This window comes from Bradyrhizobium sp. CCBAU 45321 (assembly GCF_028128975.1).
Classification (GTDB): Bacteria; Pseudomonadota; Alphaproteobacteria; order Rhizobiales; family Xanthobacteraceae; genus Bradyrhizobium; species Bradyrhizobium yuanmingense.
In genome coordinates this window covers 34,072-58,926 of the sequence record NZ_LFKZ01000121.1, presented here as the reverse complement: position 1 = coordinate 58,926, position 24,855 = coordinate 34,072, and the positions used below count along the sequence as shown (strand labels likewise).

Sequence of the window (24,855 nt, the reverse complement as noted above, 5' to 3'; positions counted from 1 at the left end):
GGACTCGCTCGAGGTCGCGCCACTTCAGGGACCGTGGCAAGAACCCTGCATGGCGCTCACAAACGCAACTATATCTCTCAAGAGAAGTTTTCTGACGATGACAATGGAACAGGATCGTTGGTCACGCGTGAAGGGTCGGCTGCGCTCGAGCGTTGGCGAGGACGTCTACACCAGCTGGTTTGCACGCATGGATCTGGAAGGCGTGCAGGACGAGAGCGTGCGGCTCTCGGTGCCGACGCGGTTCCTGAAGAGCTGGATTCAGGCCCATTATGCCGAGCGCGTGCTGTCGTGCTGGCAGGCCGAGATGCCGGAAGTGCATCGCATCGATCTCACGGTGCGGTCCGCCGTGCGCCCCTCGGCGCAGCCGAAGGAAGCGCCGGTGCCGGTCGAGGCGCGCCGCGCGCCGACGCCGGAATTGCGTTCGACCGCGACCGCGCCGGTCTCGGCCAATCACGACGCGCTCGGCGGCTCGCCGCTCGATCCGCGCCTGACCTTCGCCAGCTTCGTCGTCGGCCGCTCCAACACGCTGGCCCATGCGGCCGCGCGCCAGGTCGCCGAAGGGCGTCGGGGCGACCCCGTGATGTTCAACCCGCTCTACATCCATGCCGGCGTCGGCCTCGGCAAGACGCATCTCTTGCAGGCCGTGACCTGGGCCGGCAATTCCGGCAACGAGCGCAAGGTGCTGTATCTCACGGCCGAAAAATTCATGTACGGCTTCGTCGCCGCGCTGAAGACGCAGACGGCGCTGGCCTTCAAGGAAGCGCTGCGCGGCATCGACGTGCTTGTCATCGACGACCTCCAATTCCTGCAGGGCAAGTCGACGCAGGCCGAGTTCTGCCACACGCTGAACGCGCTGATCGACGCCGGCCGCCAGGTCGTGATCGCGGCCGACCGTCCGCCGTCGGATCTGGAGAGCCTCGACGATCGCGTCCGCTCGCGGCTCGCCGGCGGGCTCGTGGTCGAGATGGGATCGCTCGGCGAGGAGCTGCGCCACGGCATCCTGAAGTCGCGCGTCGCGGCGGCCCGCGCCCATCACGCCACGTTCGAGGTGCCCGAGGAGGTGCTGCATTATCTGGCGCGCACCATCACCCATAACGGCCGCGACCTCGAAGGCGCGATCAACCGCCTGCTGGCGCATTCCAAGCTCAACAACCGGCCGGTGACGCTGGAGATGGCCGAGCACGAGGTGCGCGACCTGGTGCGGCCGCAGGAGCCCAAGCGGATCAAGATCGAGGACATCCAGCGCGTGGTGGCGCGGCAGTATAATGTCAGCCGCTCCGACCTCTTGTCCTCGCGCCGCACCGCCAATGTGGTTCGCCCGCGCCAGGTGGCGATGTATCTCGCCAAGACGCTGACGCTGCGCTCGCTGCCCGAGATCGGCCGCCGCTTCGGCGGTCGCGACCACACCACCGTGCTGCACGCGGTGCGCAAGATCGAGGCGCTGGTCTCCAAGGACACCGCGCTGTCGGAGGAAGTGGAATCGCTGAAGCGCCAGCTTCAGGAATAAAGGCCTATTTCTTCTTTCACCTCTCCCCGCTTGCGGGGAGAGGTCGGATCGCTCTTGCGATCCGGGTGAGGGGGTACCGATCCAACGGCAGGCTCGCCCGCGGAGAGAAGCCCCTCACCCCAACCCTCTCCCCGTAAGAACGGGGCGAGGGAGCGCACCTACACCTGGGCGCGGTCTTCGTTTTGGCGCGGTAAATCGTGGGGAACTGGCCCCAATCCCTTGAATCCGCGGGGCATCCGCGGCACCTTGCGCGACCCAGACGGCTTTGGTCATATCGGCAGGAATGATCCGGCCTTGCGGGGTCTTCGGTGCCGTGGCGCGCGTCCCGCCGCCCGGCCTTCTCAACGCTGTGTTTTCCTAAGGGATCGGGCGAGTAGTGCAATGAAGGTTACGGTCGAACGCGCACAATTGCTGAAGTCGCTGGGCCACGTCCACCGCGTGGTCGAGCGCCGCAACACGATCCCGATCCTCGGCAATGTGCTGGTGCGCGCCGAGAACGCGAAATTGTCGCTGAAGGCGACCGACCTCGACCTCGAAGTGACCGAGACGCTGCCGGCGGAAACCGCGACCGCGGGCTCCACCACCGTGCCGGCGCACATGTTCTACGACATCGTCCGCAAGCTGCCGGACGGCTCGCAGATCGTGCTGGAGGCCGACGGCGACCGCGCCGTGCTTGCGATCCGCGCCGGCCGCTCGCGCTTCACGCTGCAGACGCTGCCGGAGAACGATTTCCCGGATCTGGCCGCTGGCGACATGTCGCATTCGTTCTCGCTCGCCGCCAAGGACGTCAAGCGGCTGATCGACCGCACCCAGTTCGCGATCTCGACCGAGGAGACGCGCTATTACCTCAATGGCATCTATCTGCATGCCGCCGGCACGCCAAAGGCCGCCACCCTGCGCGGTGTCGCCACCGACGGCCACCGCCTCGCCCAGCTCGACCTGGTGCAGCCCAAGGGGGCCGAGGGCATGCCCGGCGTGATCGTGCCGCGCAAGACGGTCGGCGAGGTGCAGCGCCTGATCGAGGACACCGAGGCCGAGATGACGATCGAGCTGTCGCAGGCCAAGATCCGCTTCACCATCGGCAACGTCGTGCTGACCTCGAAGCTGATCGACGGCACCTTCCCCGATTACGGCCGCGTCATTCCGCAGAACAACGACAAGGAGCTCGTGGTCGACAAGAAGGATTTCGAGAACGCGGTCGACCGCGTCTCCACCATCTCCAGCGAACGCGGCCGCGCCGTCAAATTGTCGCTGTCGGCGGGCAAGCTGGTGCTCTCGGTGACCAATCCGGATTCCGGCAGCGCGACCGAAGAGCTCGAGGTCGAATACGCCTCCGACGCGCTCGATATCGGCTTCAACTCCCGCTATCTGCTCGACATCGCCGCCCAGATCGAAGGCGACGTCGCCACGCTCCGCCTCGCCGACCCCGGCTCGCCGACCCTGGTGCAGGACCGCGACGACAAGAGCGCGCTGTACGTGCTGATGCCGATGCGGGTGTGAGGGGCTACCGGCATCCATACCTGTCACTACATCGTCATGGCCGGGCCTGTCCCGGCCATCCACGTCTTCGGAGCCAAGAACGTGGATGCCCGGCATAAGGCCGGGCATGACGGAAAACGGATCTCATGACCCCCTCCCGCATTCATCGGCTGACGCTGACGCATTTTCGCAATTACCGGGCGGCGGGGCTCGAGACGGCGGCTGATCTGGTGGCGCTGGTCGGGCCGAACGGGGCGGGCAAGACCAATTGCATCGAGGCGATCTCGTTCCTGTCGCCGGGCCGCGGCCTGCGCCGGGCGACGCTGGAGGATGTCGCCGACAACCAGGGCGACGGCTCCTGGGCGGTGTCGGCGCAGGTCGAGGGCGCGCTGGGGCTGGCGACGCTCGGCACCGGCATCGATGCGCCGCGCGCGGACACCACGGTCAGCCGGCGCTGCCGCATCGACCGCGAGCCGGTGGGCTCGGCCAGCGCCTTCGGCGATCATATCCGCATGGTGTGGCTGACGCCGGCGATGGACGGGCTGTTCATGGGCGCAGCGTCCGAACGGCGGCGCTTCTTCGACCGTCTCGTGCTCGCCATCGACAGCGAGCATTCCAGCCGCATCAACGCGCTCGAGCGCTCCTTGCGCTCGCGCAACCGCCTGCTGGAGACGCGCAATTACGACGACCATTGGTGCGACGCGATCGAGCGCGAGACGGCCGAGCTCGCGGTCGCGGTCGCGGCCACGCGCGGCCAGACTGCGGCAAGGCTCACCGGCATGCTCAACGCGCGCGCGCAAGAATCCGCATTTCCGTCCGCTCAAATCGCGCTCGACGGCTGGATGGAGAATGCGCTGCTCGAGGAGACCGCGACCTCGGTCGAGGACCGCTACCGCCAGATCCTGCGCGACAACCGTCCGCGCGATGCGATCGCCGGCCGCACCACCGACGGCCCGCATCTCACCGACCTCCAGGTGATCTATGCGCCCAAGAGCATGCCGGCGCGCGATGCCTCCACCGGCGAGCAGAAGGCGCTGCTGATCGGCCTCGTGTTGGCGCATGCGAGTCTGGTCGCCGAGATGACCGGCATCGTGCCGCTGCTGCTGCTCGACGAGGTGGTTGCGCATCTCGATCCGAACCGCCGGGCGGCGTTGTTCGAGGAGCTGAAGAAGCTCGGCGCGCAGGTGTGGCTGACCGGTGCGGATCCTGCCGCCTTCGCCGAGATCGGCGCGGGGGGCGAAGTGTTTGACGTCGAGAGCGGACGAGTCTCGGCCCGCGGCTAGGCCGCCACATTGAACCCGCCTGTTCCAGATCGCGACTAGCTGCTTGAGGCCGCAAGAAGCGGCCATCGCGCAGCACTCGGACATGCGCGATATCCTTCGCGATATTTTTGGAGCATGAGCATGACGGCGGTGAGGCATGGGGCGCAAGCCCCGGCACGATGGCAGTTGTTTGCGTGCGGCTTCGCCCTGCTTGCGATGTGCATGCTCGCGGCCAGCGCCGGTGCCTCGCTGCCGCATCTGTTTCCGACGACGCTCACGCTGGATTCCGATGCCAAGCTGCCCGCACCGACCCGCTACACTTATAGAGGGATCCACAGCACGCTGATGCAGGGCGTCGACGCGCCGCTCCGCGTCAGGCTGGAGGCCACCGTGCCCGCGGGGCTCAGCGACGTGCTCGCCTTCTACCGGACCGAGCTTCGCAAGCTCGGCTGGCAAGAGCAGCATGATGGCGCCGTGGTCAACGACGATCACGTCCGGCTCGCCTTCGTCTCGCCGCTGGGGCCGGCCGCGCTGAAGCTCGACCGCAAGGATTCCGGCACCTCGGTTCATCTGGTGCAGAAGAACGCGGACACGGCGACGAAGGCGAACGTGCTGCCCGAACCCGGCCAGGCGAAGCTGGTGTTCAGCGATATCGGCGACAAGGAAGCGGTCCTCACCATCAACGAGCGGACCATCCCGCGCCCGGCCGGCGCGAACGCCGTCGCGCTGGACCTCGCGCCGGGCGAGTATTCGTACAGGCTGGGCGTCCCGGGCCAACCCGCCACCACGAACATCCTCACCGTCGCCGCCGGCGACACCTGGGAGCTCACGGTCGGGCGCGACGGTGACGCCTGGCCGCCGTTGCAGCTGTACTGAGCCTGTTGAACCTCTCCGGTTCCCGGCGCGACTTCTCGTCTGAGGCCGCGCCGACGGCGCCGCAGCCCGCCAATGTGCAAGGGCATGACGACCCGCGCGACATCCAGGAGTTTTGTGACGATGCCGATGATCCGGCGCGGGGCGCAAGTCCCGGCAAGATGGCTGCTGCTTGCCTGCGGCATTCTCGCGATAGCGATCCCCTCGCGTCCCGCCGGCGCGGCAGATGATGGCATCGTCGACGTCCATACGCTGCCGCGGCTCGACGGTGCGGTGGAGGACACTTCGCGTCCCGACACCTATCGCGTGATCTACACCGTGCCGACCCCGCTTGCCGCCACGTCGGACGCCACCAGGAAGCTGCTGAGCGCCGACGGCTGGGTGCCCTATGTGTATCCGCTGGATGAGAAAAGCGCAGCGTTGACCTTCAAGAAGGGACGGCAAGGGCTGCGCGTTTCCTTCACACAGGCGCGCGGGCGACCCGACCAGTCCGCCGTGTTCTACACGCCGAACCGGATCTATGCGAACGTGCCCTTTCCGGAAGGTGCGATCGATCTCGTGTTCGACGAGACCCGGCCCTATCTCAGCTGCATCGCGCCCGGCGCGCTCGATGCGACCGCAGCATTCTTTACCAAGGACATGGCGGCGATGGGGTGGCGCAAGCTGAACCCAGAGACGGCCTTGCGCTGGCCGAACGCCGATCTTGCCGGGACCGTTCCGAACGGCGTTCGCGTCTTCTATGACCACCCCGATCGCGACGCGACGCACGTCTACCAGAAGCCGGTGATGCTGACCCTGACGCGCCGCGACGATGGCCGCACCAATGTCGAGATCCGGGTCGCGCCGTTCGCGCTGCCGGAGGTGCTCGAGGCCGACGACGACATGGCCGGTCTGCCGCGGCCGAAGCCAACCAAATCTGCGCGGGGCCTCGGCAGCGCCAGCTCGAACAAGCGCGAGATCTCGGCCGCCGCGATGGCCGAGCTGCCCGCCGTGCGCGCCTTCTATCAACGCGAGCTCGCCGCGCGCGGCTGGCAGGAGGATGGCAGCGCACCGCTCGCGCCCGGCGACGAGGTGGCGATCAAGATCTCCAACACCGATGAAACCGGCGTGCTGCGGCTCGGCCGCAAATATGATTTCACCATGGTCAGCCTGACCGCGCAGGTGAAGGAATCCGCGCTCGCCGCCCGCGCCAAGGCGAAGAAGGAGGCCGACGCGAGATTCCTGAGCGATGCCTTGGGTACGGCTCAGCAGCTCATTGCGGCCGATGATATCAGGCGCAAGACGCAGGCCGCCTCCCTGTCGGACGCCCCGCTCACCGCGCTCGCTGACAGCAAGACGCCGGTGCCGCTGCCCGAAAACGCCGAAACCGTGACGTTCGAAGGCGGCGACGGCCACCTGGAATTCTCCTCGGCGTCGAGCGTGAAGGCGCTCAGCAGCTTCTATCGGACCGCGCTGAAGAGCTCGGGCTGGAAGGAGCAGCCCTCCGTCATCAACCAGCCGAACATGGCGGTGATGGCGTTCTCGAAGGGCGGCAAGTCGATCTCGATGACGGTGATGCAGATGGGCCCGAAGGTGAATGTCCGCGCCGACGGATCGGGCCTGGTGACCGAAGCGGCCAAGCCTGCGGCCGGCGCGGCGGTGGAGATTCAGGCCAAATCCGCCGAGCCGCTCAAGCCCGATCCTGAGTCCCCGCTGCCGGTGCCGACGCAGCGTTCGTCGAAATCGCTCGCCACCACCAAGATACCCGGAGGCGAAGCGCCGCTCCGCCGCGAGCTCGAGGCCCGCATCCCCGCTTCGCTCGACGAAGTCCTCGCCTTCTACCGGGCCGAGCTTGCAAAGCTGGGCTGGCAGGAGAGAGCCGACGGCGCGACCGTGTCCGCGGAACGCGCGCAGATCGACTTCACCTCGCCGCAAGGTCCCGCCATGCTCAAGCTCGGCCGCGCCAAGGGCGAGACCACGGTCAGCCTGGCGCAGAAGAATGCCGATGTCGCGGCCAAGGCCGAGATCATGCCGAAGGCGGGACAAGCGCGGCTCATGCTCGGAAACATGGCAGCGAACGAGGCCGCGCTGACGATCAACAAGCAGACGGTGAAGATCGCAGCCGGCGCCGGCGGCCCGCAATCACCGAAAGGCCCGATGCTCGACCTACCGCCCGGCAAATACGTGTACGCATTGCGCCTGCCCGGCCGCCCTGCGCGTAGCGAGTCCCTGACCGTTGCCGCCGGCGAGGCCTGGGGCCTTCTGGTGGGTCCGAGCGGCGACGTGCTGCCGCTGCAGATGTATTGAGGCGCCACGAAGCAGGTGCGCTCCCTCTCCCGCTTGCGGGACAGGGTTGGGGAGGGTGCTTCCACATTGGGACAATCCCCAAGATGAGAAAGCCCTCACCCTGCGCGCGGGACGATGCTTCGCATCGCCCGGACGCGCCGATCCCGCAAGCGGGAGAGGTTGCACCGACGCTGTAGCCCGACCAAAACCGCACCTTTCGCCCCGCAAAATCCACGGCTTTTCGAGGCAAAAAACTGCCCTCGAATCGGGCTTTTTGCGGCGCCCAGAATCGGCCCTCCGGCGCCTTGAAAACCGGCCAAAAAACCCTATCTGCTCAAAGGGTTGCCGGAGGATACTTTGCGCTAGGCGCAAGCGGTCTTTCATGGCACAAATAGCCCCGCAAATCAGCGCCTTTTGCGCCGCTGATTCGGGCGACATCTCGAAGGCCTCTCATGACAGAACCTGCTCGGCAGCACGCTGCCGAAAACGAGCCCTCCAACGCGAGCGATTACGGCGCGGAATCGATCCGCGTGCTCAAGGGACTCGATGCCGTCCGCAAGCGCCCGGGCATGTATATCGGCGACACCGACGACGGCTCGGGCCTGCACCATATGGTCTACGAGGTCGTCGACAACGCCATCGACGAAGCGCTCGCCGGCCATGCCTCGCGCGTCGAGGTGATCCTCAACGCGGATAATTCCGTCACCGTGCGCGACGACGGCCGCGGCATTCCCGTCGACATCCACAAGGGCGAAGGCATCTCGGCGGCCGAGGTCATCATGACCCAGCTGCACGCCGGCGGTAAGTTCGACCAGAACTCCTACAAGGTTTCCGGCGGCCTGCACGGCGTCGGCGTCTCCGTCGTCAACGCGCTGTCGAGCAAGCTCGGCTTGCGCATCTGGCGTGACAACAAGGAGCACTATATCGAGTTCGCCCACGGCGATGCCGTGGCGCCGCTGAAGGTCGTCGGCGATGCCCCGGGCAAGCGCGGCACCGAGGTGACGTTCCTGGCCTCGACCGAGACCTTCAAGAACGTCGAATACGACTTCGCCACGCTCGAGCATCGGCTGCGCGAGCTCGCCTTCCTCAATTCCGGCGTCAACATCGTGCTCTCCGACATGCGCCACGCGGTCGAGAAGCGCGAGGAGATGTTCTATTCCGGCGGCGTCGAGGAGTTCGTCAAATATCTCGACCGCAACAAGAAGGCGCTGGTGCCGGCGCCGATCATGGTGCGCTCGGAAGCCAACGGCATCGGCGTCGAGGCCGCTTTGTGGTGGAACGACAGCTACCACGAGAACGTGCTGTGCTTCACCAACAACATCCCGCAACGCGACGGCGGCACCCATCTCGCCGGCTTCCGCGGCGCGCTGACGCGCCAGGTCAACGGCTATGCCGAGGCCAATGCGAAGAAGGAAAAGATCGCGCTTACCGGCGACGATTGCCGCGAAGGGCTCACCGCCGTTCTCTCGGTGAAGGTGCCCGATCCGAAGTTTTCGTCGCAAACCAAGGACAAGCTGGTGTCCTCGGAAGTGCGCCCCGTGGTCGAGAACGTCCTCAACGAGGCGCTTGCTGCCTGGTTCGAGGAGCACCCGAGCGAAGCCAAGATGATCGTCGGCAAGGTGATCCAGGCCGCGGCGGCCCGTGAAGCTGCGCGAAAAGCGCGCGAGCTGACGCGCAAGAGCCCGCTCTCGGTCTCCTCGCTGCCGGGCAAGCTCGCCGACTGCCAGGAAAAGGATCCGGCCAAGTCCGAGCTCTTCATCGTCGAGGGCGACTCGGCAGGCGGCAGCGCCAAGCAGGGCCGCAACCGCGAGTTCCAGGCCGTCTTGCCGCTCCGCGGCAAGATCCTGAACGTCGAGCGCGTGCGTCCCGACAAGATGCTGTCGAGCGAGCAGATCGGCACGCTGATCACCGCGCTCGGCACCGGCATCAGCGACGAGTTCTCGGTCGAGAAGCTGCGCTATCACAAGATCATCGTGATGACGGACGCCGACGTCGACGGCGCTCACATCCGCACGCTGCTGCTGACGTTCTTCTACCGGCAGATGCGCGACATCATCGACGGCGGCTATCTCTATATCGCCCAGCCGCCGCTCTATAAGGTCTCACGCGGCAAGTCCGAGCAGTACCTGAAGGACGAGCGGGCGCTGGAAGACTATCTCATCGACGCTGGCCTCGATGATTGCGTGTACATCCCCGGCACCGGCGGCGACCGCTCCGGGCGCGATCTGCGCGCACTGGTCGACGACGCCCGCGTAGTCCGCAGCGTCCTGCGCAACCTGCACAGCCGCTATAACCGCAAGGTGGTCGAGCAGGCCGCCATCACCGGCGTGCTGAACAAGGAGATCTACGGCGATCCCGAGAAGGCGGCGGCCGCCGCGCAATACATCGCGAGCCGGCTGGACAACCAGGCCGAGGAGGTCGAGCGCGGCTGGGTCGGACAATTCATCGAGGGCCAGGGCTTCCTGTTCGAGCGCACCGTGCGCGGTGTCAAGGAAGCCGCCGTCATCGACGATGCGCTGCTTGGCTCGGCCGAGGCGCGCAAGCTCGACGAATACACGACCAAGCTCCAGGACGTTTACGCCCGCTCCGGCAAGCTGCGGCGCAAGGACTCAGAGCACGTGGTCCACGGCCCGGTCGATCTGTTCGAGGCCGTGACCGATTCGGGCCGCAAGGGCATCAGCCTGCAGCGCTACAAAGGCCTCGGCGAGATGAACCCGGAGCAGCTCTGGGAAACGACGCTCGACACCGAGGCACGCTCGCTGCTCCAGGTGAAGGTTAAGGAGGTCGACGAGGCCGACGACATCTTCACCAAGCTGATGGGCGACGTCGTCGAGCCCCGCCGCGATTTCATTCAGGAACATTCGCTGAGCGCGACGATCGATATTTGAGGGCTCGCTGCTTCCGCGGCGTCGTGGCCGGGCTTGTCCCGGCCATCCACGTCTTGCCCCGCGGAACAAAGAACGTGGATGCCCGGGACAAGCCCGGGCATGACGGCGCACCAATTCGGCTCTGAACCTCACCACGGGCCGTCGCGACGAAACGGCATGAACCCGCAAGGCCAATTCCGGCCGGGAAATGTCGCGCCATGACCGCCTCTGCAACGCCCAGTTCCGCTGTGCCCTCACGCCGCCTCGGCATCATCGGCAGCATCGTCGGCGTGCTGGCGCTGATGGCGGCGGTGCTACCGCATTGGGTCGTGCCGATCGTGTTTCCGCCGCCGCCGGCGGACAAGGTGATCGTCGACACCGGACATCGCATCAAGGACCGCATCGTCGCGAAGGTGAAGGGCGTCGAGTATCAGGCTCCGAAGGTCGAGAAGTCGGCTGGACGAAGCTGGAGTGAAACCGCATCGGTCACGGCAATCTCGCTCGGCCTGCTCGCCATCCTGCTTTCGGTGCTCTCCCTGATCTTCCGGGAGGAACGGCTCCTCGCCGCCGTCGCCGCCACGCTCGGCACCGGCGCCATCGCCATCGAAATCTCCTTTTTCATGATGGGGGCCCTGATCCTGATCGCGATCCTCTATGTGATCGGGAATATCATCGGGCTGTTTTGAGGGCCGCTTGCCACAAGCTCCCGTCCTCATCCTGATGAGCCCGCAAAAGCGGGCGTCTCGAAGGATGGCCACGGGCGACATAGGGGCTTGCATGGTTCGAGACGCGCGTTCCGCGCTCCTCACCATGAGGGATCAGCAGCCTCGCCTGGGCTCACGGAACGGCCACGAACCACCGCCCAGTACAATTGCTCCCGCGCTCAAATCTCTGTAGTTTCCGCCCGAAACAGGCCCTCCCACTCAACAGGACAGCGAGAACCCCGTGGCGCCCATCCAATACATCGTCGAGGGCGGTCACCGGCTCTCGGGCTCGATCGAGCCGTCCGGCAATAAGAATTCGGCGCTACCGATCATCGCCGCCGCGCTGCTGACCGAGCATCCGGTCGTGCTGGAGAACGTGCCGCGGATCCGCGACACCGAGACGCTGGTCGAGCTGGTCCGCTCGGTCGGCGCGTCGGCCGAATGGTCCGCGCGCAACACGCTTCATATCCATGCCAAGAGCATCCGCGCCGCCGACCTCGACCCCGAGCTGTGCGTGCGTATTCGCGCCTCGATCCTGCTCGCCGGGCCGCTGCTCGCCCGCTGCGGCGAAGTGATGCTGCCGCCGCCGGGCGGCGACGTCATCGGCCGCCGCCGGCTGGACACGCATGTGCTCGCGCTGGAGCAGCTCGGCGCCAAGGTCACCGCGACCGACCGGCTCGAATTCCGCGCGCCAAAGCTCGCGGGCGCGGACGTGTTCCTGGACGAGCCGAGCGTCACCGCCACCGAGAACGCGCTGGTCGCGGCGGTCGCCGCCGACGGCATCACCTATTTGCGCAACGCGGCCTCCGAGCCGCATGTGCAGGACCTCGCCAATTTCTTGGTCGCGCTCGGCGCCAGGATCGAAGGCATCGGCACCAACACCATGATCATTCATGGTCAAGCGACGCTCGGCGGGACGACGTACCGGATCCAGCCCGACCACATCGAGGTTGGCTCGCTGATCGGGCTTGCCGCGGTGACGCGCTCGCCCTTGCGCATCGCGCGCGCGGGCGTCGAGCATCTGCGCTCGATCCGCATGGGCTTCGAGCGGCTCGGCATCGTCTGCCGGATCGAGGGCGACGACCTCATCGTGCCCTCCAATCAGACATTGAAGATCCAGGACGATTTCGGCGGCCATGTGCCCAAGCTGGAGGACCAGCCCTGGCCGGCCTTCCCCGCCGACCTGATGTCGATCGCCATTGTCACCGCCACGCAATGCGAGGGCGTGATCCTGATGTTCGAGAAGATGTTCGAATCCAGGATGTTCTTCGTCGACAAGCTGATCGCGATGGGCGCGCGCATCGTGCTGTGCGACCCGCACCGCGCCATCATCGCCGGCCCCAGCCGCCTGCACGGCGCCACGATGACCTCGCCCGACATCCGCGCCGGCATGGCGATGCTGCTCGCGGCCGTGTGCGCCGAGGGCACCTCGACGATCAACAACGCCGACCAGATCGAGCGCGGCTATGAGCGCATCGAGGAGCGGCTGAACGCGCTTGGCGCGAAGATCAAGCGCGTGCCGGAGCGGAGCTAACCTGGTCTATTTTGACGGATTCGCGTCGACGGCCTGTTTGCAGGCCCCGGACAAGCTCGCGTAATTGTCGCCGAGGCATTTGCGGATGCGGCCGCCACCGGGCATGGTGCCGGCGCAGAACCGTGAATAGTCTGCCTTGCAGGCCTGCTTCGCCTCACTCCGCGCATCGCCTGCGGAGGCTTGCGAAAGAAACAGCACGAGAAGTGCGACCAGACTCGCGGCCGCAAGACCCGCACGCACGTAGACGGCCGTCCGATGCGAGAACCTCACCACTGGTCCGCTTGCCGTCCTGTCAAATCGTTGCACCATATCATCTCCACCAATTCGCAGACATCGATGTAGGTGATACGTCTGGACGGGCCGAATCCCTCGTTCACTCTGCGCGGCTCAGCGAAAATAGCCGCCGACGAGTTGTCGGCGTCCTTTCGCTGAAATTCGTTCCAGCATCTCGACGAAGGTCGAGACGACGAGGTCGCCAATCTTCACGCGCTTGTCGCGGGCATCCTTCACGGCTGCTTCCAGCTCGGCCTTGTCGAGATTCGTCTGCGCCGCCGTTTTCATCGCCTTCATCAATGCGAGCCGGTACTCGGCCTGGAGCGGAGCCAGCTCCGCCTCCTTGCCGCGATAGATGCTCCACAGGATCTCCGCGTCTTCCGCCGGAAGTCTCTCGGCGACACGCTCGATCATGCGCAGCGGCACGCCCGCACCGGCCCTGAAGCCGCCGGGCCGCAGCCATTGCGCCGAGACATAGGTGAACAGCACGACGTTGACGCACAGCGACAGCAGCATGAGCGCCCGCCAGGGAGTGGACCATTCTCGCCAGAACTTCATTGCACCGATCCATAGCCGATTGCGTAGATGTCAAAGACGCCGCTCATGACGGACAGGGGGTCCGACGGCGCGTGGGCATAGGGCAGCGCTCCCGCCAGCCACACACCCACCATCACGGAGCAGGCGACACTTGCGGCGGGAACGAGCGCCGGCCAGCGCAGCAGGCGCTGATGCCATGCCGGCCTATGCTGCTGCGGGATGGCGGCGAGCCTTTGCAGGACCAGAAAGCTCGAACGATCCACCCTCGCCGTCTCGATCTCCGGGGCGACGGCAAGGAGCCGGTCGAGGCGCGACTGCTGGTCCAGGACCGCAGCGCCTTCCGCAGTCGCCGCAATCCGCCGCGCGGCCTCGCGCGTCGGCGCGGGCCAGCGCTCGACGTCACCTCCCCATGTCTCGGCCAATTGTCTGAACTGTTCGGGCGTCATACGTGGCTCCCCGTCTGCTGTATTTTCTGAACATTTGCCTTGAGCGCCGTGCGGGCGCGGCCCAGCAGCGATTCGAACGCCTTGGCGCTGAGATTCATCGCGTTCGCCGCCTCCTCACCGCTCAATCCCTCCATGTGGAAGAGGGCGATCGCGCCGCGCTGCCGGTCCGACAGGCCGGCCATCGCGCGGTTGAGAAGGCGAACCTCCTCATCGGCGATGAGCCGTTCGACGGCGTGCGGTCCCGAATCGGGCACATCGCCAGCGTCTTCGAGGGGCTGGAACGTTCGGCGCCGCGTGCGGTCGAACGTCAGGTTGAGGACGATGCGGTAGAGCCAGGTCGTGAATTTCGCAACCTCTGGGTCGAAAGAGGCTGCGTGCGTCCAGACACGCATGAACGCCTCCTGGCCGATGTCGTCGGCCTCGACCGGGTCGCGCACGATCCGCTCCGCGACCCGCAGCGCCCGAGGCATATGGCGCCGCATGAGGACGCGAAACGCGTGCTGCCGCTGCGCCGAAACCTCCGCCATCAAGCTCTCGTCCGATGGCTCTTCCATCACATCGATCTGTTGCTCTGGCCTGCGGACATCGTAGCCGAGAATTGCGAACCGATCCTACCAGGCGATAGCCGCCTCCAACCGAGCATCAAAAGCGCCAATAGACTCCGGCTCGTACTGTGTGCGTGTCGAGCCGGGACTCGCGCGCGCCGAACGTCGTCGCGCCGATCGTCTGGGCGGCCAGCGTCTTCGAGCCGTAATTGTCATAGAGATATTCGAGCCGGACCGAGGCCTGCGGTGCGAAGCGGAATTCCCCGCCCGCTCCGATCGACCAGCCGATCCGTGTATCGCTCCAGCTCGCAACGGCGCCGATCCCATTGTCGAACGCCTTGCTCTCGACGCCCGCGACGGCAAGGCCACCGGCGGCGAACAGCAGCGTGCGGTCGAAAGCATAGCCGATCCGTCCACGGAGGTGGCTGTTCCAATTGACCGCGGATTGGAGCTGCGTGACGGCGGGTGTCGGCGCAAAGCCGGTATCGATCGTCGCGCGCGCATCGACGAAGTTCACGTCGCCCTCGAGCCCGGCGACGATCCGGCCCCATTGCGCCGAGAAGCCCGCCGTTGCACCGACGATCGCGCCCTTCGGATCGACAAAGTGGAATTCACCCGTCGCCGGCAGCGAGATCTCGGAGCGGCCCGACAGATAGCCGGCCAGAACGCCGAAATAGGGCCCCGCCCAGCTCAGCAGGGCTGCCGACGCCGCATGCGGGGGCGGCGCTGCGGGCAGCCTCAGGTCGGCCGCTGCAGCGGCGCCGGCACTCAGGATGGCAGAACCGATGAACAGCGCGGCGAACGTCAGTCTAAATCTCGTTATCATGCTCAATTTCCAATGTGAGACCGGCCCAGATTCGCCGCACATGACGAATACGGCGCAACCCGACCTTTCCTTCGCCTGAGCCCGCCCTTTTTTCAGCGGCACCCGCCCTCACATTTCTTTGCCGTTACTTCGCCGATCGAGGCTGCTATGTCCCCGGCATGACCGAGCTTTTGGATACCAAACGGCGGTACCGGGCACGCCTGGACGCACGGCGGAACCACCTTGCCGAAGAATTCATCGAGACGCTGCGCCTCGCCGTGCCGCTGATGCTGACGCAACTCGGGCAGATCGCGATGATCACGACCGATCTTGCGATGATCGGGCGGCTCGGCGAGGAGGCGGTGGCCGCGGCGGCGCTGGCCCATACGGTCTATTTCGTCAGCTTCACGTTCGGGCTCGGATTGACGTCCGCAGTGTCGCCGCTGGCGGCGCAGGCGTTCGGCGCCGGCGACGTCAGGCGCATTCGCCGCTCCTTGCGCGTCGGCCTATGGGCCGCGCTGCTGATCTCGCTGCCGATGATGGCCTCGCCGCTCTATGGCGAGCAGATCTTGCTCGCACTCGGTCAAACACCGCACTCGGCCGCGCTTGCGCAGCACTATCTGAACGGCCTGGCCTGGGGCATCGCACCGGCGCTCGGATTCATCGCGCTGCGCAGCATGATGAGCGCGGTGAACCGGCCGCAGGCGCCGTTATGGATCACGCTGGCGGCGATCCCGGTCAATGCCGCGCTGGTCTATGCCCTGATCCACGGCCTGTTCGGCCTGCCCGAGCTCGGCCTGTTCGGCGCGGGGCTTGCGACCACGCTGGTCAATCTCGGCACCTTCCTCGCCGCGCTCGCGATCGCCGGGCTGCGCAAGCCGTTCGTGGACTATCATCCGCTCGCCCGCCTCTGGCGGATCGACTGGCCCTTGATGCGCCAGCTGATCGCGATCGGCGCGCCGATCTCGTTCTCGCTGCTGCTGGAATATGGCCTGTTCTCCTCGGCCGCGCTGCTGATGGGCCTGATCTCGACCACCGCGATTGCCGCGCACCAGATCGCGCTCCAGATCACCGCCGTGCTGTTCATGGTGCCGCTCGGCATCGGCATGGCGGCGACGGTACGAGTCGGTCATGCCTTCGGCCGCAATGATCCGGCGGCGGTGAAACGCGCAGGGCTCGTCGCAGCCGTGCTCGGCCTCGCGCTGGTCTCCGCGCTGACGATCGCCATCGTGATCGGTCGCTATCAGCTCGGCCGGCTGTTCTTCGGCGGCGGCAGCGAAAGTGCGGCCACCGTCGAGCTGACGGCAACGCTGCTGCTGGTCGGGGCCAGCTTCTTCATCGCCGACGGCCTGCAGACCATCATGGGCGGCGCGCTGCGCGGCATCAACGACACCAAGATGACGCTGCTGTTCGCCGCGATCGGCTATTGGGGTGTCTCTTTTCCCATCGGCTGGTTGCTGGCGTTCCACACAGGGCTGGGCGCGGTCGGCGTCTGGATCGGATTCTCGATCGGCACGTTCGTCTATGCCGGGCTCCTGATCTTGCGCTTCCGGATGCTGACGCGCAAAATGGCGGGATGATCGGGACGGTCCGCGAAGTCGCGCCTGAAGTCGATGCCGATGCGCTGCTCGGCGGCGCGCAGTTCATCGACGCGTTTTGCGTGGACATCGGCGCCGCAGCGGTGAATGCCCGCGAGGCCTGCACGAGAATGGTGCTGAACGGGCCGCGCTGGATCGACGCGTTGCTGCGGCTGCGCAACATTCTGGTGAGGCCGTTCGGGCTGAAGACATCGGGCGAAGGCGCGCCGGCCCCACGCGGCATGATCGGCCTGTTTCCGGTGCTGAGCGAGACGCCGGAGCAGCTGGTCGCAGGCTTCGACGATTCGCACCTCGACTTCCGCATCGTCATCGACGTTTCAGGCGATGCCGCGAGCCGGCAGGTGACCTCGACCACGCTGGTGCGCACGCACAACCGGCTCGGCCGGACCTATCTTGCGCTAATCATGCCCTTCCACAAGCTCGTGGTCCGCAACATGATGGGACGGATCGTGGAGTCTGTCCGATGAACTGTGCGGGCCGATATTTGAACGAACACCCCGTGTTCAGCCCACCGGCCCTGGAGTCCAATTGTCGCCCGCGAGCGGACTGACTTTCACGTCAGGAATGACGCCGAGGTCCATGCTCGGATCGAAATGGCGCATCGTCCGTTCATTGAAGTCGATGATGCGGCCAGGTCTTAATGGCCCGACGTCGTTGATCTTGACGATGACCTTCTTGCCCACGGCCTCGACGAGAGCATATTTCGGCCTCGCGCCAAATCCGACTCCACCGAATTTCCGGCGCAAGCTCGTCTTGATGGCGGCGGTCCAGGCAGAGGGATCATAACGCTCGCCGGAGGCCGTCTGCGGACCGCCCTCCTCCTTGCCGGGCTTGAACGGATTGTACGTCGACGCCGCGCCCACGATCGCCTCGCCGGAGGCGGCATCGACGACGGCACTTGAGTGATCCCCACGCGTTTCACTTCGAGCAACGGCAACAGACAAGGCGAGCGTAACCAGGGCGCCGCAAATTGCGGCGCTCGAGCGGAAGAGCATCATGAGTCCTGTGATTTTTTAGATTGTCCGGTTCCAGAACCGCACACGTGGTCAAGCGAACGCAGCAGCGCTCATGAACTTGCCGATCGTTTTGCGGATTCGAGCCAACCCCTGGCTACGGAACCGTTGTGAGAACCGAGGTGGCCTCACGTCGTGTTTAGCTTCTCGCCGATTAAAACAGAGAATGCGTCAGCAACATGACCCGATGGAACCTCGTGCGTGGAGCGACTCAGAGCCGCAGACCGCCGATCACCGCCGCGCTTCGCACACGCGCATTACTGTCGAAAGCCGACGTTGACGACGACGCGTCCGAACTCACTCCGCAAGGCGTGCGGTTTTATCTGTCGAGGCCTCCGACCATTCGCCGACGACGCGATCGAGGTCGCCGAGATTCTGGTGCATCTGCTCCAGGGAGAAGCCGAGCGCGAAGAAGCGCTCGGCGGTGTCGCTGGGGTGACCGCGGATCAGGCCATCCTGACGGACGGACGCGACCGCCTCGGCGTAGTGCTGGAGCGCGACATGGACGGGATGGATCGGCGGCGCGCCGGCGCCCTCGCGCAAGGCGCCAGCGGCCGAGCGGAGGAAGCGGGCGATCACGGTCGACACTTCCGACAGGGGCGCTGCCAGCCGCAATTGCACTTCCACCGGCAGCGGCACCACCGTGGCGCGGCCGATCATCACGACGTCATGGCGCAGCCGCAGGATCGTTCGCAGCAACGGGCCGGTGTCCGGACCGCTCGACAGCCGCGCCGCGCGCTCACGCTCGGCTTCGGAGCCGATCGCATTCAGATTGACCATCGCGGTGCCGATGCCGTCCTGGATCCGGTGCAGCGCGTCGTTGTCGCGACCGCGCGTGAGGCCTGCCAGCAGCTCGGCGAGGGCATCGGCGATCAATTCGAGCAGAACCGCCGCGCTGGCGCGGATCTGCCGCACCGCGCGCGAGGGCAGCACCAGGAAGGAGACCAGCAATCCCGTGACGGCACCGACACCGACCTCGCTGACCCGATCGATCGCCGAGGTCAGGGGATCGGCATGATGCAGGGTCGGAACCAGGAGCACGATCACGGCGGTGACCGTGGCGGCGCTGAGGCTCGGATTGATCGCGGCGATGAAGGCGAGCGGAGCGACGGAGAGGACCAGCAGGCCGAGCAGGCCCGCCTCGCTGGAATAGGGAAGCAGGATGGCGATGGCGCCGCCATAGAGGGCTCCACCGATGGTGCCGAGCATGTAGTCGCGCGTCGCCTTCAGCGAGCGGCCGACGCTCATCTGGGTCACGATCAGCGAGGTCAGCACCGCCCAGAGCGGCAGCAGCAGATGCAGCGCGGTCGCGATCGCATAGGCCGCGGTCGCGGCGACGGTGACCCGGATCGCCAGCCCCAATTGCGTCCGCCGCGCGCGAATCCGGTCGAACAGCTGCCTTGCGCGCGTCATGCGGAATATCCCGATCCTTTTCGCCTAAGCAAAAGCATGGCTGATCCCCGCACCCGCAAGGCCGCTTGAAAGGCCAAATCAGCCCGCCTAACTTGCGCGCCAAATCGAGGAAACACGATGGCTCACGAAACCGCAACGCTCGCCGCCTATGTCTACAATCTGAAATACCAGGATATTCCGGCGGAGGTGCTGGAGCGCGCCAAGGTCCTGACGCTGGACTTCCTCGGCAGCGCGATCAGGGCACGGCGCGAGGCGGAATCGACCCCGTCGATGCTGAAGATGCTGGAGGCGCTGGCGCTCGACGCCAAGGGCGAATCCACCGTGTTCGGCGATACCAAGACCTGGACGCCGGCGGTCGCGGCGCTGCTTAACGGCGCGCTCGGACATTCGCTCGATTTCGACGACACCCATGCCGATTCCTCGCTGCATCCGAGCGCACCGGTGGTGCCGGCCGCCTTCGCCGTCGGCGAGATGGTCGGCGCCTCCGGGCGCGACGTGCTGACGGCGATCGTCGCCGGTTACGAGGTATGCTGCCGGCTCGGCAACGCGCTCGATCCGACCTCGCATTACGCGCGCGGCTTCCACCCGACCGCGACCGCCGGCACCTATGGCGCCGCCGCGGCGGCCGGCAAGCTGTTCGGCCTGAGCGAGAAGCAGCTGATTGCAGCATTCGGCGTCTCCGGCAGCCAGGCCGCGGGCTCGCTGCAATTCCTGGTCAACGGCGCCTGGAACAAGCGCTACCAGGTCGGCGCCGCCGCGATGAACGGCGTGATCGCCGCGACATTGGCGCGCAACGATTTCGTCGGTGCGACCGAGTCGGTCGAAGGCAAGCACGGCCTGCTCGCCGGCTATACCGACGATGCGCATCCGGACAAGGCGGTGGCCGAGCTCGGCAAGACCTATGAAACGATGAAGATCGGCGTGAAGCCCTATCCGAGCTGCCGCTACACCCATGCCGCGATCGACGCGCTCATCGCGATGCGGCGCGAGCACAATCTGACGCCGGAGCAGGTCAAGCGCGTCGAGATCGGCCTACACCGCAACGGCATCACGCTGACCGGCGACGCCGCGACCAAGCGGCACCCGCGCTCGATCGTCGGCGGCCAGTTCTCGATGTTCTTCACCGGCGCGCTCGCACTCGACCAGGGTTCATTCGGCTGGGACGATTACAACCGGCTCGGCGATGCCGCCATCGACGCGCTCGCCGACAAGTTCGACGTGGTGCAGGATGACCGGCTCGAGATCGGCCGCACCCATCCCTTCGGCGCGCGCGTAAGCATCACCACGGACGACGGCGTGCACGAGCGGCTCTACGCCGATCCCTCCGGCGAGCCGACCTCGTTCCCGGATACGCAGGCGATGCAGCAGAAGTTTTTGACGCTGGCCCGTCCCGTGCTGAACGCGCGCGCGGAGAAGTTCGCGGATGCGATCATGACCCTGGAGCGGTTCGACCGCGTGGCGCAGGCGACGGAATTGGGGAGGTAAGAGCTAGAGCCGCAGCCGCTTCTTACCCTCCCCTGGAGGGGGAGGGTCGGCACGCGATCGAGCGAAGCGAGATTGCGTGACGGGGTGGGGTGATCTCTCCACTCGGGCACTGTTCGTCGCTGAGAGACCGTCACCCCACCCCGCTCGCGCTGCGCGCGATCGACCCTCCCCCCAGGGGAGGGTAAGAGGCGTCTTAATCCTCTCCCGCCAGCTTCCCCTTCTCGCGCGTTGCTGCCACGACATCCCGCACCAACTCGAACACGCCGTCGGCTTGCGGCGGTGCGTTTGGGGAACGTCCGAGCCGCACGATCACCAGCTGCTCCGACGGGACCACGATCGCGTACTGCCCGATCGTGCCCTTGGCGAAGAAGGCATCGCGCGGCCAGCCGTGCTCCACGCGAAAATTTGCGCCAAAGCTGTCGCCGCGGTTGGTCCAGAAACCGGCGCCGATGCCGACCCAGGCATTCGGCGTGGCCGTCGCCGAATAGTTCACCCACCCTTCCGGCAGGATGCGCTTGCCGCCGGCGACGCCGTCATTGAGATAGAGCTGGCCGAAGCGCGCCCAGTCGCGGGCGGAGGCGAGCATCTCGCTCGACCCTTCGATCGTGCCGGCGCCGTCGAGCTGGAGCACCACATTCCGCATGCCGAGCGGGGCGAACAATTCGCGGCGCGCAAAGCGCAGCGCGTCTTGCGGTGTGCCGCCGGCCGCATCACGGATCAGACGCGAGAGAATGAGGGTGTTGCCGTCGTGATAATTCCATGCGGTGCCGGGCGCGGTTGCGAGCGGCATGCTTTCGGCATAGGCGGCCATGTCCTTCTCGGCGAATTTCATCCGGTTGACCGGCTCGAAGGCGGAGCCGAGCGAGGCCTGCAGCGAGCTGCCGAGCGCAAGGCCCGCGGTGTGGCGCAGCAGCTGATCGACATTGATGGCATGGCGCGGATCGTCGGGATCTTTCCAGGCGGCGACCGGTGCGGGGCCGTCGAGCTTCAGCTTGCCCTGGCGCACCAGCACGCCGATCAGCGCCGAGACCACCGACTTGGTCATGGAGAAGCCGAGCAGCGGCGTCTCGGGGCCGATGCCGTCGGCGTAGCGTTCGGCGACGACGCGGCCGGCCTTCATCACGACGATGGCGCGGGTGCGGCGGTAAGGCGGTTGAGCGGGCTCGGCGAAGGCCCGGTCGAGCGCGGCGCCGAGCTCGGGGCTCTGCGGCGGCACGATCGGGGGGCCGGCGATCGCGGGAAGCAACGCGGGCCGCTTGTCGTCAGGCAGCGGCTCGACGGAGGCAATGCCAGCGCCGTGCTCGAGCGTGCAGCCGAGGCCCTCGCGATACATGGCGTGGCTGCGGCCGAGGCCGAACAGCGTCACCGTGACATCCTTGCGGACGCGGTCGACCCTGTACTCCATCGCCCAGTCGATCAGACTCGCTCCTGGCATGGCATCCATGGTCTCGGCGAAGTTGCGCCTGGGATCGAGGCCGGAGACGAACGTCTCGGCGCACAGGATATCGGCGACGAAGCCGGTCGCGACCTTCGGCACGTCGCGAGCCCGGGCCGCGCCGAGCGCGAGGCCGGCTGCGGCGATCGCGGAGGCAATGAGGAGGATCTTGCGGCGGCGGGTCACGGGCGTTCTCCGGCTGGGGCGTATGCCGGGGAGGAAGCGGGATGCGGATGGGGGATGCTCGCCGGATTTGGAAAAGGGGTTGGTTGAAATCGGGGCGGGCTGGCCGATTTTGGAATAAGCGAGCTATTTCAGAGTGATACGAAAGTGAGACAGCGATGGGTCTGCTCTCTCTCCCCGTTCTTACGGGGCCGCGACGAGCTTCGCTCGCGCTGAGAGGGTTGGGGTGAGGGGCTCTCTCCCCAGACGAGTTCGTCGTGAGACCTGTTCCCCCTCACCCGGATCGCAAGAGCGATCCGACCTCTCCCCGCAAGCGGGGAGAGGTAAAGAAGGATCACGCCGCACTCGTCTTCAACCGCCGGTACTCGGTCGGCGTCACGCCTGTCACCGCCTTGAAGGCGCGGTTGAATGGTCCCAGCGACTGGAAGCCGGCGTCCATGGCGATGGTGATGACGGGGACCTCGGCCTGGGAGGGATCGGCGAGCGCGGCCTTGGCTTCCTCGATGCGGTGGTTGTTCAGGAATACATTGAAATTGCGATAGCCGAGCCGCTGGTTGATCAGCCGGCGCAGCCTGTATTCGGGAATCTTCAGCCGGCCCGCCAGCACACCGATGGTGATGTTCTCCTGGCGATAGATCCGCTCGTCCGCCATCAGGCGCATCAGGGCATCGATGAGTTTCTTGTCGGAGTCCTCGGCCAAAGGCTGGATCGGCGCGATCGCCGGTGCGGGCTCTGGCCCAATCGGAAACAGATCGGCGCCATCGACGCGCAACATGGCGTAGGCGATCGCGGCAACGATGCAGGCGAGCACGCCGGTATTGATCGTGTCGGCGACATCGCCCACGCTGAAGGCAACGAGGATCTGGAGCAGCGCATTCGACCCGCCATAGAGTGCGGCGGCGCAGACGATGACGACGCGCAGGCGGCGGCGGCGCTCGACCAGATCGGCGGACCACGATCCGATCGTCTGCGCCACCGCGAGCGCGATGAAGCCGAGCACGATCAGGTTCACTGCCGTCACGGAGAACCGCGCGTTGCCGCCCGGCGCGATCCAGAGACACCCGACCAAGCTGAAGGCGGTCACCGCGGCCCAGATCAAACCATGCCACCAGCGTAGCCCAAAGTCGTCGTCGAACAGCGCGCGCGTGAACAGCCAGAACACGACGATGTTGCCGGTCGACAGTGCAATCAGCGGCGCGTGCCAGATCGGAACGGGCGACGACACGCCGATGGAATAGCTCGCGGCATGCGCCGCCGAGCCTAACGCGAAGACGGCGCCGAGGCGGGCTGCCAGCACATGACGGAGGCCGGAGACAAGCGAGGCCGCGAGCACAAGCAGCAGCGCGACGCTGGCAGCGCGGAAGGCGAGCTCGGTTGCGGTAAGGGTCATCGGCTGGGTCGAACGGTCGCAGTTGAAGGCAGCCGAACATCGTTCGTCAGGCTCGCTTTTTCAAGGTCCATCCGCATGCAAGGGCTAGCGGCGGCATCCACAGCTGTCATCGCCCGGCTTGACCGGGCGATCCAGTACTCCGAGACGGCAGCGGTTGAATCGATGGGCTGCGGCGTACTGGATGCCCCGGTCAAGCCGGGGCATGACAGCGGAGTATGTAGGCTATCGCAGCTGCGACGTCGGGCGCTCGCTTTGTCGCGACGCTGATGTGAAAGTCTGCTACCGTCGCGTCCAACAAAGCCAAAAGGAGTCCACTCATGAGCTGGCAGCCCTCGAACGATCCCGTGCTCGGCGATCCCATGTCCTGCGATGCGCTCGATCTCGTCATCGTGCCGCGCACACGCGATCTCGGTGACGGGTTCGCGGTGCGGCGGGCGTTGCCGCACGGCAAGCGGCAGATGGTCGGGCCGTTCATCTTCTTCGACCATTTCGGACCGGTGCAGTTCGTCTCCGGCAAGGGCATGGACGTGCGGCCGCATCCACATATCGGGCTCGCCACCGTCACCTATCTGTTCGACGGCGCAATCATGCATCGCGACAGCGAGGGCAACGTCCAGGAGATCGCGCCGGGCGCGATGAACCTGATGACGGCCGGGCGCGGCATCGCGCATTCCGAGCGCACGCCGGACGCGCAGCGCGCCTCGGGACAGAAGATGCTCGGCCTGCAAAGCTGGATCGCGCTGCCGGCGGGCTCCGAAGAGATCGCGCCGTCGTTCCAGCATTATGCGGCAGGCGATTTGCCGATGATTTCCGAGCGCGACTTCACCGCGCGGGTGATCGCGGGCTCCGCCCTCGGCATCACCTCGCCGGTGTCGATGGTCTCGCCCTGGTTCTACACCGAGGTCACGGCGGTGGCAGGCGCGAGCGTGCCGCTGGATCCGGACCATGAGGAGCGCGCGATCTATGTCGTCGACGGCGAGGTCGAGATCGCGAACGAGCGCTACGAAGGGCCGCGCCTGCTGATCTTCCGGCCCGGCGACCGCATCACCGTGAAAGCCCTGAAGGCCACGCGAATGATGTTTCTCGGCGGCGATGCGCTGGAGGGCCCGCGCCACATCTGGTGGAATTTCGTCTCCTCCAGCAAGGAGCGGATCGAGCAGGCCAAGCAGGACTGGAAAACCGGCCGCTTCGCCGCAGTTCCGCAGGAACACGAGTTCATTCCGCTGCCGGAATAGGCTAAT

Annotated in this window: 21 protein-coding genes; 12 read left to right on the top strand and 9 right to left on the bottom strand. The window is 66.2% G+C overall.

The window, feature by feature from the left end:
• Window positions 1-97: 97 nt before the first annotated feature.
• The 8 genes from dnaA (at window position 98) to murA (ending at window position 12,491) form a co-directional block, all read left to right on the top strand.
• Window positions 98-1,507, top strand: a complete 1,410-nt coding sequence (dnaA, locus tag ACM43_RS17385) for a chromosomal replication initiator protein DnaA (RefSeq protein ID WP_157284864.1) — start codon at window positions 98-100, stop codon at window positions 1,505-1,507.
• A 381-nt stretch (window positions 1,508-1,888) separates the two neighbouring features.
• The gene (gene dnaN / locus ACM43_RS17380; protein ID WP_036002613.1) at window positions 1,889-3,007 is read left to right on the top strand and encodes a DNA polymerase III subunit beta; all 1,119 of its coding nucleotides are present in this window, start codon (window positions 1,889-1,891) and stop codon (window positions 3,005-3,007) included.
• Window positions 3,008-3,132: 125 nt separating this feature from the next.
• Window positions 3,133-4,269, top strand: a complete 1,137-nt coding sequence (gene recF, locus ACM43_RS17375) for a DNA replication/repair protein RecF (protein WP_271541602.1) — start codon at window positions 3,133-3,135, stop codon at window positions 4,267-4,269.
• Between the two features lie 120 nt (window positions 4,270-4,389).
• Window positions 4,390-5,124, top strand: coding sequence for a hypothetical protein (locus tag ACM43_RS17370; protein WP_271541600.1), 735 nt, complete (start codon window positions 4,390-4,392; stop codon window positions 5,122-5,124).
• Window positions 5,125-5,244: 120 nt separating this feature from the next.
• The gene (locus tag ACM43_RS17365; protein WP_271541598.1) at window positions 5,245-7,407 is read left to right on the top strand and encodes a hypothetical protein; all 2,163 of its coding nucleotides are present in this window, start codon (window positions 5,245-5,247) and stop codon (window positions 7,405-7,407) included.
• Window positions 7,408-7,838: 431 nt separating this feature from the next.
• On the top strand, window positions 7,839-10,274 hold the full coding sequence (gene gyrB, locus ACM43_RS17360; protein ID WP_036038672.1) for a DNA topoisomerase (ATP-hydrolyzing) subunit B: 2,436 nt from the start codon (window positions 7,839-7,841) through the stop codon (window positions 10,272-10,274).
• Window positions 10,275-10,471: 197 nt separating this feature from the next.
• Entirely contained in the window at window positions 10,472-10,939 is a 468-nt protein-coding gene (locus ACM43_RS17355) for a hypothetical protein (protein ID WP_157284906.1), read from the top strand.
• Between the two features lie 259 nt (window positions 10,940-11,198).
• Complete coding sequence (gene murA / locus ACM43_RS17350) at window positions 11,199-12,491, top strand: UDP-N-acetylglucosamine 1-carboxyvinyltransferase (RefSeq protein ID WP_036024088.1); 1,293 nt, start codon at window positions 11,199-11,201, stop codon at window positions 12,489-12,491.
• Window positions 12,492-12,497: 6 nt separating this feature from the next.
• Here murA and ACM43_RS17345 read toward each other — a convergent pair whose 3' ends face one another.
• The 5 genes from ACM43_RS17345 to ACM43_RS17325 all read right to left on the bottom strand — a co-directional run bounded on the left by ACM43_RS17345 (window position 12,498) and on the right by ACM43_RS17325 (window position 15,118).
• Window positions 12,498-12,800, bottom strand: coding sequence for a hypothetical protein (locus ACM43_RS17345; protein WP_271541591.1), 303 nt, complete (start codon window positions 12,798-12,800; stop codon window positions 12,498-12,500).
• A gap of 78 nt (window positions 12,801-12,878) precedes the next feature.
• Window positions 12,879-13,322 (bottom strand): periplasmic heavy metal sensor, encoded by a 444-nt coding sequence (locus ACM43_RS17340; RefSeq protein WP_271541589.1) that lies wholly within the window; start codon window positions 13,320-13,322, stop codon window positions 12,879-12,881.
• Complete coding sequence (locus tag ACM43_RS17335) at window positions 13,319-13,747, bottom strand: hypothetical protein (RefSeq protein ID WP_271541588.1); 429 nt, start codon at window positions 13,745-13,747, stop codon at window positions 13,319-13,321. The genes ACM43_RS17340 and ACM43_RS17335 overlap by 4 nt, the downstream gene beginning before the upstream one ends.
• Window positions 13,744-14,310 (bottom strand): RNA polymerase sigma factor, encoded by a 567-nt coding sequence (locus ACM43_RS17330; protein ID WP_271541834.1) that lies wholly within the window; start codon window positions 14,308-14,310, stop codon window positions 13,744-13,746. The genes ACM43_RS17335 and ACM43_RS17330 overlap by 4 nt, the downstream gene beginning before the upstream one ends.
• A gap of 79 nt (window positions 14,311-14,389) precedes the next feature.
• A complete protein-coding gene (locus ACM43_RS17325; protein ID WP_271541587.1) occupies window positions 14,390-15,118 on the bottom strand; it encodes an outer membrane protein in 729 nt (242 codons plus the stop codon).
• Window positions 15,119-15,276: 158 nt separating this feature from the next.
• On the opposite strand from ACM43_RS17325, the gene ACM43_RS17320 reads away from it, so the two are divergent.
• Together ACM43_RS17320 and ACM43_RS17315 are read left to right on the top strand one after the other, a co-directional pair.
• Window positions 15,277-16,677, top strand: a complete 1,401-nt coding sequence (locus tag ACM43_RS17320) for an MATE family efflux transporter (protein WP_271541586.1) — start codon at window positions 15,277-15,279, stop codon at window positions 16,675-16,677.
• Window positions 16,674-17,162 carry a DUF2867 domain-containing protein gene (locus tag ACM43_RS17315; RefSeq protein WP_271541584.1) on the top strand — a complete coding sequence of 163 codons (489 nt, stop codon included), beginning with the start codon at window positions 16,674-16,676 and terminating at the stop codon, window positions 17,160-17,162. The genes ACM43_RS17320 and ACM43_RS17315 overlap by 4 nt, the downstream gene beginning before the upstream one ends.
• Window positions 17,163-17,198: 36 nt before the next feature.
• Here the strand turns inward: ACM43_RS17315 and ACM43_RS17310 are convergent, their stop codons facing one another.
• On the bottom strand, window positions 17,199-17,558 hold the full coding sequence (locus ACM43_RS17310; protein WP_271541582.1) for a septal ring lytic transglycosylase RlpA family protein: 360 nt from the start codon (window positions 17,556-17,558) through the stop codon (window positions 17,199-17,201).
• Between the two features lie 447 nt (window positions 17,559-18,005).
• Complete coding sequence (locus tag ACM43_RS17305; protein WP_271541580.1) at window positions 18,006-19,121, bottom strand: FUSC family protein; 1,116 nt, start codon at window positions 19,119-19,121, stop codon at window positions 18,006-18,008.
• A gap of 117 nt (window positions 19,122-19,238) precedes the next feature.
• Here ACM43_RS17305 and ACM43_RS17300 point away from each other — a divergent pair, with 117 nt between their 5' ends.
• Entirely contained in the window at window positions 19,239-20,606 is a 1,368-nt protein-coding gene (locus tag ACM43_RS17300) for an MmgE/PrpD family protein (RefSeq protein ID WP_271541578.1), read from the top strand.
• Between the two features lie 193 nt (window positions 20,607-20,799).
• On the opposite strand, the gene ACM43_RS17295 is transcribed toward ACM43_RS17300, so the two are convergent.
• Together ACM43_RS17295 and ACM43_RS17290 are read right to left on the bottom strand one after the other, a co-directional pair.
• On the bottom strand, window positions 20,800-22,227 hold the full coding sequence (locus ACM43_RS17295) for a serine hydrolase domain-containing protein (protein WP_271541576.1): 1,428 nt from the start codon (window positions 22,225-22,227) through the stop codon (window positions 20,800-20,802).
• 331 nt (window positions 22,228-22,558) lie between these two features.
• Window positions 22,559-23,614: a helix-turn-helix domain-containing protein gene (locus ACM43_RS17290; RefSeq protein ID WP_271541574.1), complete on the bottom strand. Its 1,056-nt coding sequence runs from the start codon at window positions 23,612-23,614 to the stop codon at window positions 22,559-22,561.
• Between the two features lie 317 nt (window positions 23,615-23,931).
• Between ACM43_RS17290 and ACM43_RS17285 the strand changes: the two genes are divergently transcribed.
• The gene (locus ACM43_RS17285; protein WP_271541573.1) at window positions 23,932-24,849 is read left to right on the top strand and encodes a pirin family protein; all 918 of its coding nucleotides are present in this window, start codon (window positions 23,932-23,934) and stop codon (window positions 24,847-24,849) included.
• The last annotated feature ends 6 nt before the right edge of the window (window positions 24,850-24,855 follow it).

Excerpts from the sequence above, each read along its gene's own strand:
- dnaA (WP_157284864.1), top strand. The coding sequence starts at position 98 with ATGACAATGGAACAGGATCGTTGGTCACGCGTGAAGGGTCGGCTGCGC.
- dnaN (WP_036002613.1), top strand. The coding sequence starts at position 1,889 with ATGAAGGTTACGGTCGAACGCGCACAATTGCTGAAGTCGCTGGGCCAC.
- recF (WP_271541602.1), top strand. The coding sequence starts at position 3,133 with ATGACCCCCTCCCGCATTCATCGGCTGACGCTGACGCATTTTCGCAAT.
- ACM43_RS17370 (WP_271541600.1), top strand. The coding sequence starts at position 4,390 with ATGACGGCGGTGAGGCATGGGGCGCAAGCCCCGGCACGATGGCAGTTG.
- ACM43_RS17365 (WP_271541598.1), top strand. The coding sequence starts at position 5,245 with ATGCCGATGATCCGGCGCGGGGCGCAAGTCCCGGCAAGATGGCTGCTG.
- gyrB (WP_036038672.1), top strand. The coding sequence starts at position 7,839 with ATGACAGAACCTGCTCGGCAGCACGCTGCCGAAAACGAGCCCTCCAAC.
- ACM43_RS17355 (WP_157284906.1), top strand. The coding sequence starts at position 10,472 with ATGACCGCCTCTGCAACGCCCAGTTCCGCTGTGCCCTCACGCCGCCTC.
- ACM43_RS17345 (WP_271541591.1), bottom strand. The coding sequence starts at position 12,800 with ATGGTGCAACGATTTGACAGGACGGCAAGCGGACCAGTGGTGAGGTTC.
- ACM43_RS17340 (WP_271541589.1), bottom strand. The coding sequence starts at position 13,322 with ATGAAGTTCTGGCGAGAATGGTCCACTCCCTGGCGGGCGCTCATGCTG.
- ACM43_RS17335 (WP_271541588.1), bottom strand. The coding sequence starts at position 13,747 with ATGACGCCCGAACAGTTCAGACAATTGGCCGAGACATGGGGAGGTGAC.
- ACM43_RS17325 (WP_271541587.1), bottom strand. The coding sequence starts at position 15,118 with ATGATAACGAGATTTAGACTGACGTTCGCCGCGCTGTTCATCGGTTCT.
- ACM43_RS17320 (WP_271541586.1), top strand. The coding sequence starts at position 15,277 with ATGACCGAGCTTTTGGATACCAAACGGCGGTACCGGGCACGCCTGGAC.
- ACM43_RS17315 (WP_271541584.1), top strand. The coding sequence starts at position 16,674 with ATGATCGGGACGGTCCGCGAAGTCGCGCCTGAAGTCGATGCCGATGCG.
- ACM43_RS17305 (WP_271541580.1), bottom strand. The coding sequence starts at position 19,121 with ATGACGCGCGCAAGGCAGCTGTTCGACCGGATTCGCGCGCGGCGGACG.
- ACM43_RS17300 (WP_271541578.1), top strand. The coding sequence starts at position 19,239 with ATGGCTCACGAAACCGCAACGCTCGCCGCCTATGTCTACAATCTGAAA.
- ACM43_RS17290 (WP_271541574.1), bottom strand. The coding sequence starts at position 23,614 with ATGACCCTTACCGCAACCGAGCTCGCCTTCCGCGCTGCCAGCGTCGCG.
- ACM43_RS17285 (WP_271541573.1), top strand. The coding sequence starts at position 23,932 with ATGAGCTGGCAGCCCTCGAACGATCCCGTGCTCGGCGATCCCATGTCC.